The following is a 9,412-nucleotide window of genomic DNA, read 5'->3' as shown; positions in this document are numbered from 1 at the left end:
ATAAGTTGTTTCAAACGGAATTGGTGTTTTCTCTACTTTTGGTTGTGTACCACGTTTTACAACTTTAGTTACTGGATTTGTAGTAGTTGTTGTTGGCTCATTTGCAGTCACTTCACCTGTTGTTGGGTTTAGTTCATAAGTAGTTGTCTTAACAGTTTCTCCATTGACACCAGCTGTTACTTCTTCTTCTGTTCCTTCTGGAACTGAATCATCACGTTCATAAGTTGTTTCAAACGGAATTGGTGTTTTCTCTACTTTTGGCTGTGTTCCCTTTTTAACAACACGAGTTACAGGGTTTGTAGTTTCACTTGTTGGCTCATTAGGAGTCACTTCACCTGTTGTTGGGTTTAGTTCATAAGTAGTTTTCTTAACAGTTTCACCATTCTTACCTGCTGTGACTTCTTCTTCTGTTCCTTCTGGAACTGAATCATCACGTTTGTAAGTTGTTTCAAATGGAATTGGTGTTCTTTCTACTTTTGGTTTTGTTCCTACTTCGTAAACATCATCTTTTTTATCTATATGGTCCCCTTCATTCACATGGATTCTATAGGGATACGATAATACTACTGAGCCGTCTTCCTTAACAACGTTGTCATCAGCATTCTCATCAACCTTAATAGGTTTACGAGCAACAACTATAGTATCTTGGTCATTAATCACCCCATCACTTGGTGCATATTTTCCATCTGGATTGTATTTCCACACACCAGGTGCATTTAGACTATCACCAGTTAACCCTGAGTCAACCACATGAGGATATTTAGGATTTATTTCACTTCTATATGGGACAGTTGCGCCGTCAATTGTTTCCCCAGCATGGCTATTATCTACCGGTTCTGGATTTTTGTATTCATCATCAACATTACCATCATTATCTTTGTCATACAATTTTGTAAACACCTCTGACATTGGATGATCAAAAAAATAACCCTCCTCTCCCTCTTTAGGTAAAATAAAACTTCGTCCATTATACCCTTCCTCTTTAAGAACAGGTGTATGACTTTCAATCTCATCATTTCGAATGTATTTCTTACCTTTTGGAATAATAACTTCATAACCAGCATTCGAATCCGAAAGACTATCTATATCAGCTTCACCGTCCGCGGTAGTGTCTGAAGCGTAAACTGTCACATTTGGTGCCATTATTGCAGCCCCACCTAGGGTAATGACTGTCGCTACAACACAGGAACCGAAAAACTTTCCAATTTTTCGTAAAGCATATTTTTTATTCTTAGTTGATTGTCTTGACATATTTCCCTCAATTTTACATTTATTTTAGTTTCTAGGTTGTTGACTCCGAGCCAAAAGCCAGATGAAGAATCCAACTTTTGGCAGGAAACAACGTTTTGATATTATTCGGACTCATCTTCTTCCTTCTTCTTGAAGAAGCCTAATCCTAGACCAGCTAACAAGGTCATGATACCAGCGCTAGCTAAGCTAGCATTAGCTTCTGTACCTGTGTTTGGCAATTCCTCTCTTCTATTTGTCTCAGAAGTCGGAGTATTTGCTTCTGGAGTGTTTGGAGTTGGAATTTGACTTTCTGGTGTTGGAATAGTCGGATCTTGTGGAGTTGGAATCGGTGTGGTCGGTTTCTGTGGAACAGGATTATTAGGCTCTACTGGTGTTATCTTTTCAAATTTATGAATTGTAACACCATCCTTCGTTACAGTTGTAATATATCTGTATCCAGGAATATTACCTGGCTCATGAGTTCCAGGTTTTTCTGGTTTCAATGGCTTACCATTTTCATCCACCCAGATTGTAATATGATTACTTTCTGGAGTTGGTTTTACCGGTTCTTCCGGACTAGGTGTATTTGGAACTTTTACATACTCAATCGGTGTATCCTCACCTGGTTTTGTTGGTACTGGTGGCACCTTGTATCCATTTTCTGGATGGTTTGGATCTACTGGTACTAATGGATTTCCATCTGGTGTCTTAGGTATATAACCTGGTACATATGGAATCACTGGTACATTTGGTGTAGTAGGATCCGTTGGATCTCCAGGCTTAGTTGGATCTTTTGGATCGTTTGGATATGGTAGTGGCGTTGGTGTTTCTACACCTGGCACTTTTGGTACCCATGAACCAAGTTTCTTGTAAACCACTTCAATCGTTTGATTTGCAACAGTTGGTGTTATTCCTTTTCTTTCAGCAACTTCTTTTTGAGCTGGGTCTTTAAGGATGTAACCTTTCACTACTGGTGATGATACTTTATCAAATGTACTATCTCCACCAACTGCTTTCCAGTCTCCATAAGTAATCTCACCTGTTACTACGTTAATCTTAGCTTCACGTGTGAATGTAACTTTGTCTGTTGATGGTTCAGAAACTTTCTTTCCAGTTTCGTCAACATAGTTGATTGTACGTGTTACTTCTTTCTTAACGTCCAGTTTCTTAATTAATTCATCTGTCCATCTTGGAATTGTTGGATCAACAGGAGTATTTGGATCTACTGGTGTATCTGGATCGATTGGTTTTCCAGGTTCAAGTGGTTTGTCATCAGTTGGCGGTGTTACTGGAACCACTTTTTCGTGTACTTTCAACGTTACTGTTTGTGTTGGATCTTGACCTTCTGTATCCTTATCTTTATCGAATTTGTTATTAATATAGTTTACTACTTCATCTCTATTATCAATCACATATCCGCGTTTTTCTAACTCTGCTATTTTAGCTGTTACTGATTCAGTTGGAATTTGATCTCCAGTTTTACCGTTGATGTTTACATAATCAGCTGTTAATGGTGTTTCTGTTGTTCCGTCAACCTTAACCACTTTCACCAATGCTTTTTGTGGATTTCCTTCATAAGTAATCGGTGTATCCTCACCTGGTGTTGTTGGTACTGGTGGCACCTTGTATCCATTTTCTGGATGTTCTGGATCTACCGGTACTAATGGATTTCCATCTGGTGTCTTAGGTGTATAACCTGGTACATATGGAATCACTGGTGTGTTTGGTTCAACTGGTGTTCCTGGCTGTGGATATTCTGGTTCTCCTGGTTTAGTTGGATCAGTCGGATGGTTTGGATATGGTTTTGGATCGAAATTCGTTCCTGTTGGAGGTGTTACTCCTGCCGGTGGTGTTGGCACCCATGATCCTAACTTCGTATATACCACATTTAGGTTTTGATTTTCAGAGGTTGCTGTTAAGTTTTCACTTGCTGCTACACTTGTTCCATCTGCTGATACCAATCCATCTTCTGAGCCTTGATTAGCTTTTAAGATGTATCCCTTAACCACAGGTGATGTTACTTCGTCAAATGTTGTATCATTTGATGTCCATGCTACATTAGGATCAACAACGTCACCCGTTACGACATTAACTTTCAAACCACGAGTAAATGTTACTTTGTCTGTTGCTTTGTTAGCTACTTCTTTGTCTGTACCATCTTCTACATAAGTTATTGTACGTGTAACATGTTTAGTCGTTACCAGTTTATCAATTAATTCTTTCGTCCATTTTGGTCCGTTTGGATTTTTTGGATCAATTGGTTGTCCTGGTTCTGGTTTTGGATTGTCGTCACCTTGTGGATTTGTTGGTTCAAATGGTGGGACATCTACCACTTTTGGTTTCACTGTTACTTCGAAAGTTTGATCAACTGTTTTATCTTTATCGAAACTTCTACCTGTCTCTGTTGTGAATCCATCAGTTACTAATTCATATCCAAGAACTTTCAATTCTGCAAGCTTATTCGCTGTTGTATAGTTAATTGTAGTTCCCGAATCACCTGTTAATTCTTCTGTATGAAGAACTTTAGTTGTTCCTTCAACAACATATTTTACTATAGCTTTTTGAGTATCTGCTTCATACGTAATTGGCGTATCATTACCTGGTGTTGTTGGTACTGGTGGCACCTTGTATCCACTTTCTGGATTATTTGGATCAACTGGTTCTAATGGATTTCCATCTGGTGTCTTAGGTGTATAACCTGGAACATATGGAATCACTGGTGTGTTTGGTTCAACTGGTGTTCCTGGCTGTGGATATTCTGGTTCTCCAGGTCTTGTTGGATCAGTCGGATTGTTTGGATATGGTTTTGGATCGAAATTCGTTCCTTCTGGTGGTGTTACACCTGTTGGTGGTGTTAATACCCATGATCCTAACTTCGTATATACCACATTTAGGTTTTGATTTTCAGAGGCTGCTGTTAAGTTTTCACTTGCTGCTACTCTTGTTCCACCTACTGTCACCAATCCATCTTCTGAGCCTTGATTAGCTTTTAAGATGTATCCTTTTACTACTGGTGATGTTACTGCTTCGAATGTTGTGTCATTATCTTTAGCTGTCCATTCTCCATAAGTAATCTCACCTGTTACTACGTTAATCTTAGCTTCACGTGTAAAGGTTACTTTATCTGTTTTTGGCTCTTTTGTTTCTTTACCGTTATCCGTATATGTTAGCTTAGTTCCTGATTCGTCAACATAATTAATTGTACGTGTTACTTCTTTTGTAGTTTCCGCGTTCTTAACTTTATTGATTAAATCCTCTGTCCATACTGGTGTGTTTGGATCAACAGGAGTATTAGGATCTACCGGTACATCTGGATCAATTGGTTTTCCAGGTTTAAGTGGTTTTTCTGGTGTTGGCGGTGTTACTGGTACAAGTTTTTCATGTACTTTCAACGTAAATGTTTGAGTTGGATCTTGACCTTCTGTGTCCTTATCTTTGTCGAATGGATTTTCACCAATTGCTGTTAGTACATCTTGCTTATTATCAACTATATAACCACGTTTTTCTAACTCTGTTATCTTAGCTGTTACTGTTCCAGTTGGAATTTCTTCTCCTGTTTTACCAGCGATAGGTACATTATATTCTGTTAATGGAGTCTCTGTTGTTCCGTCAACCTTAACTACTTTCACCAACGCTTTTTGCGGATCTGCCACGTACGTAATTGGTGTATCCTTACCTGGTTTTTCCGGTATTTCTGGAACCTTGTATCCTTTTTTAGGATCTTTTGGATCTACCGGTTTTAATGGTACTAGCGGATTTGTCTTAGGATCCACTGGTTGTGTTGGATCTGTAGGTATTCCCGGTGTGTACCCTGGTTCGTATGGAATTACCGGTAATTCTGGAGTTTTTGGTTTTTCAGGAGTTCCTGGCGTTTCACCGCCTGGGGTCTCATTTCCGCCTCCTGGTGTTCCTGGTGTTCCATCCGGATTTTCTGGTGTTGTTGGATAATCAGGATATTTAGGTTTTGTTGGATCTTTTGGATCGTTTGGATATGGAATTGGTGTTGAATCTTTTCCTGGTATCTTCGGTACCCATGATCCTAACTTAGTGTATACAACTTCTCTAGTCATATTCGTTACTTCACCGTTGGCATTTGGCGCTGCTGGTGCATCTGTAACTTCCTTAAAATCTGCTACGTATCCAGCTAATACTGGAGTTTTTACTGGTGAAAAACTTGTAGCTGTATGCGTAGCATCTGCAGTTGCTGTCCAAGTACTATAAGTAACTTGTTTGCTAACTAAGTTATATGTTGCAGTACGTTTGTATAATACTTTGTCAACCTTTGTAGGTTGTGCATCTGGAATTTTCTCCCCGTCTGCAGTTTCTTTCTTAACGTAAGTAATTGTACGTGTTACTTCTTTTGTAAGATTTGACTCTTTTAATCCTGATTCTGGCCATTTTGGTCCATCTGGAATATTAGGATCAACCGGTGTATTTGGAGTTGGTGGTGTTGTTACTGTTTCCACTTTTTCTCTTACAATTACATTATACACCTGACTTGGGTCTTGTCCGTCTTCATCAGTCGTTGAGTCAATTGTTTTACTATTTGTATCAAATTCGTTTGTTACAATCTCATACCCAGCATTTTTCAGTTCTGTGATTTTTGTATCTACTTCTGTTGAAGAGAATGTCTCTCCTACATTACCAGAAAGCGTAATATCATCATATCCTGTTAACGCTTCTGTTGTTGTCTCAGATACTTGTTTCTTGAAGTGAACGAGACCTTTACCTGTTGCAGGTGGTGTGTATTCTTCATATACAAACGTTACTGTTGCTAGGCTATCAGATAAAGTTCCTGATTCAGCAGCAGAAGTTTTCAATCTTCCATTATCAAGAGTACCATCCTCTAATGATCTTTTCAGTCTATATTGTTTACCATCACTAGTTGTAATCGTGTTTAATTTTTTATCGGTAACGTCATAGTTTGTATAACGTAGTCCGCTATCGACAGCAAGGTATGTTCCATCTTCTCCTTTTTTACCTAAGTCAGTCTCTTTTTGATGTTCTTTAGTATTATCAAGTGTTAATACATTTCCAGATACATCTTGATACTTAACTTTAACATCTCCTGACAGCTGAGATCTTATTTCAGATGTCTTCTTACTCTTGTTGATTTTTTCTATAATTTCCTTTTTCTTATCTTCTGGAAGATTCGACTTACTAATAATTCTTCTTGCTAATTCTTTAGACGGTTCTACCGTATCTTGGATTACTGAGAAATCGGCTAGGATAGGTAAGTTATATTGAAGTCTTGGACTTTGCTTATTAACCCCAACACGTTTTTCATTTTCCGCAAACACTTGCACTTTATAGGATACAACGTCTTTACCTAATGGAATATCTCCTGTTGAGAAGTATCCACCTTTACCTAGTTTGTCCTGATCTCCTTCAATTGCAGTAGTGATTTTTTCTGATAATTTATCATCAGCTAGCACATTTGAACGTGTGACATTATTTTTTTCAACAAAATAGCGCGTGAATTTTGAAAGACCATCTGATTCTTTCTCAGCAAGTTCATTAGTATGATATTTTCCATATTCAGCCTCTGATATTTTAGTGCTATCAGGTTTTGTTTTGTCTTCCATGAATGAGCCAAGGATTTTCGCTTCTTTACTACCGTTTCTTGCTTCCGTGTAAGTATAGGCATTTGTGGATTTAATGGCTGATTCTAAGGCAGAGATTTCTTTCTTTAGTTCAATTTTTTTCTCATCATTAGCAGTATTTAATTCTGCTTCTTTAGCTGCTAGTCTATTCTTTAACTCTTCGCGATGTTTTGTTACTTTTTCTGGATCTGTTTGGAGTTCTAATTGGTCTGTATCTGCATGATAGACAATTTTTTTCGCAGTCGGTAATATAAAATCCAATAACTTATAGACACGATCTGGGTCTTTAGACTTAGTTAAATTTGAGTTATCTGGATATTTTTCACCGGTAGCCAACCATATTGGAGAGTTTTTTTGAACCTCACTAGCCGTTATAGTTTTTAAATGATTATTTAAATCATTTCCATATCTAGCAAACGATTCTTTAAAACCAGTCTCCTTTTTGAAATTTTTTTCATTTAATTTATCCTTATCTATAGGCAACTCAACTATAGCATCTCCATTTTTAGCGAGTTCTTGTTTCGCTTCCTCTTTCAAAGCTGCTAGTTTGTCTCTATTTGGTCTTCTTTCACTTGGATATTTTTTCTTATATTTTTCATCTGCAAGAGTATTGACTTTTTTATCGTACTCGATCTTTAAAAGCTTTTTAATTAATCCATTAACCCCACTTAAATTCACACCTTGGCTGTAACGTTCTTCGTTCTCTACTACTCCGTCAATTCGATTGATAGTGTGGTCATAGACAGTTTCTTCAGAATTATCCTTTTTAATAGCTTTAACAACGATACGATAAGTTCCTTTTGACCCTTCAAAGTCTGAGATATATCCCGTTACAAACTCGATTTTCAAACGACTTCCATATGCCGTCGAAAAGGCTGTGAACGTTTTTTCAATCCCATTGAAACCTTCAATATTTGGTGCGTGTTGGAGTATATCTTCCCTATCTTTTACAGGTAAGGAAGCAAGGTTAGCTTTATTCTCCGCACTATTCGCTGTCACTATATCAAATGTAGAGCCATCTTGTGCTTTATCATCTTTATTGGCGATAGTACGTCCTTTGGCAAGCATTAACATATATTTAAAGCGACGGTCTAATGCTTGTTCATGAAGATAGATTCGGTCAAGTGCATCAGAACCGAGCATTCCACCTTCTTGGCGATTTCCGTTTTCATCTTTATACCAACCAGTGAAATATCCTTGATCATTTTTCTTACCGACGGCGAATTTACCCGCATGTCCCTCTTTGTTGATAGCATGCCAACCACCAAAACTATTTATTTCACGGATTTCACCCGGTTGAAGCGGTACACCCTCTGGGTTAGTTTCTGTCTTATCAAAACGAAGGTCATTTCCTAGAGTATCCATGTTTCTCAAGTATGAACGCTCGTTATTTTGGAAATCATCCGGCATATTTTGGATAATCTTCCACATTTCTTCAACTGTAACAGTATGATCAGGATCGTTGAAACTCAAGTGAGCATTTGGATCATCTGCTCCATTCTCATTTCCTTTTGGTATATTTATCCCTGGTTGATTTGCTTGTACTGTAGCCCCCTTACGTTCGGTTAGAGCAGAATTTAATGTTTCGTTATTTTCAGTTGAAGATCCGGCAGATGTCTCAGTTCCAGTAGAATTACCAGAAGTTTCTCCAGTAGGGGCATCTCCTGTTTCTCTTCTTACACGACGGCCTTTAGTATTAGTAGACGTAGACGATTCTGTTGGCTGCGCTGCATTAAGGGTTTCTTTATTTTCTTTCTCTTTAGGTGTTGTTGACTCTGTTGATTTTCCAGAAACACCTGGATTTTGAGCAGGCTCCGCCCCATAGCTAGAGGAAGTCAGACCGTTAGGTCGGCTTGTCTCCGGGTCTGGAGACGGACTAGAGTGACTTGCACCTCCATCAGTATTAGTAGTATTCGTTTCCGCGTGTACCACACCTGCCCCCATGGCAAGGTAAAAAGCACCAATGACAACACTAGCTGCACCGACACTTACTTTTCGAATACTATATTTTAGTTGTTTATCAAATTTACCCATTTCAGACTCCATATATATATATATATATATTGTTATGCTATTTTCTGCATGATAGCTTACAATCTTATCTAAATATTATACATCAAATAACTGTAAATTTCAAATTTTTTGATTGAAATGGAAGCTTAGCAGATAGACGACTCTTTTTGCCAAAACCAAAGGTAGGTTAGGGGTCCCTCATTAGTAGACCAACAGCACAGATGAAGCCCATCAGCCGTGTCGTGTGCATCTGATGGGCTTGCTTCCTCCTATCAGCAAGCTCAGTCCTGTGCTTTGAGACCTTCCCAGCTTGCTTTAGGATTTTTACATTTATTTCTTTAAAAATGAGACAATTTGACATTTTTTCTACCCTTTTTCTTATTTTTCCGAATAAATAGATAGAAGCATCAAATTTAGTAAAACTAGATTAAAAAATGTGCTATAATGAAAGGAGAAGAAATATGACTGTACGTCATCCGGGCATTAGCCCAACTAATGATTTGGTTGCTAAGAAAATCTTTAGCAATCCAGAAATCACTTGTCAATTTATTCGCGATATGCTGGAT

Annotated in this window: 2 protein-coding genes; both read right to left on the bottom strand. The window is 38.1% G+C overall.

What is annotated here, in order from left to right; genetic code table 11:
* A partial coding sequence (locus SMIDD28_RS03180) for a G5 domain-containing protein (RefSeq protein WP_196756351.1) occupies nt 1-1,251 on the bottom strand: 1,251 nt, incomplete at its 3' end.
* Nucleotides 1,252-1,352: 101 nt separating this feature from the next.
* A complete protein-coding gene (locus SMIDD28_RS03175) occupies nt 1,353-8,867 on the bottom strand; it encodes a mucin-binding protein (RefSeq protein WP_061424649.1) in 7,515 nt (2,504 codons plus the stop codon).
* Nucleotides 8,868-9,412 lie beyond the last annotated feature (545 nt).

It is taken from the genome of Streptococcus mitis (assembly GCF_001579045.1).
Lineage (GTDB): Bacteria > Bacillota > Bacilli > Lactobacillales > Streptococcaceae > Streptococcus > Streptococcus mitis_D.
Note: the sequence above shows the minus strand (reverse complement) of the source record. Positions and strands in the feature narration are given on the sequence as shown.

What these genes read in the sequence shown, in the direction of transcription:
- SMIDD28_RS03175 (WP_061424649.1), bottom strand. Translation starts at nt 8,867, where the DNA reads ATGGGTAAATTTGATAAACAACTAAAATATAGTATTCGAAAAGTAAGT.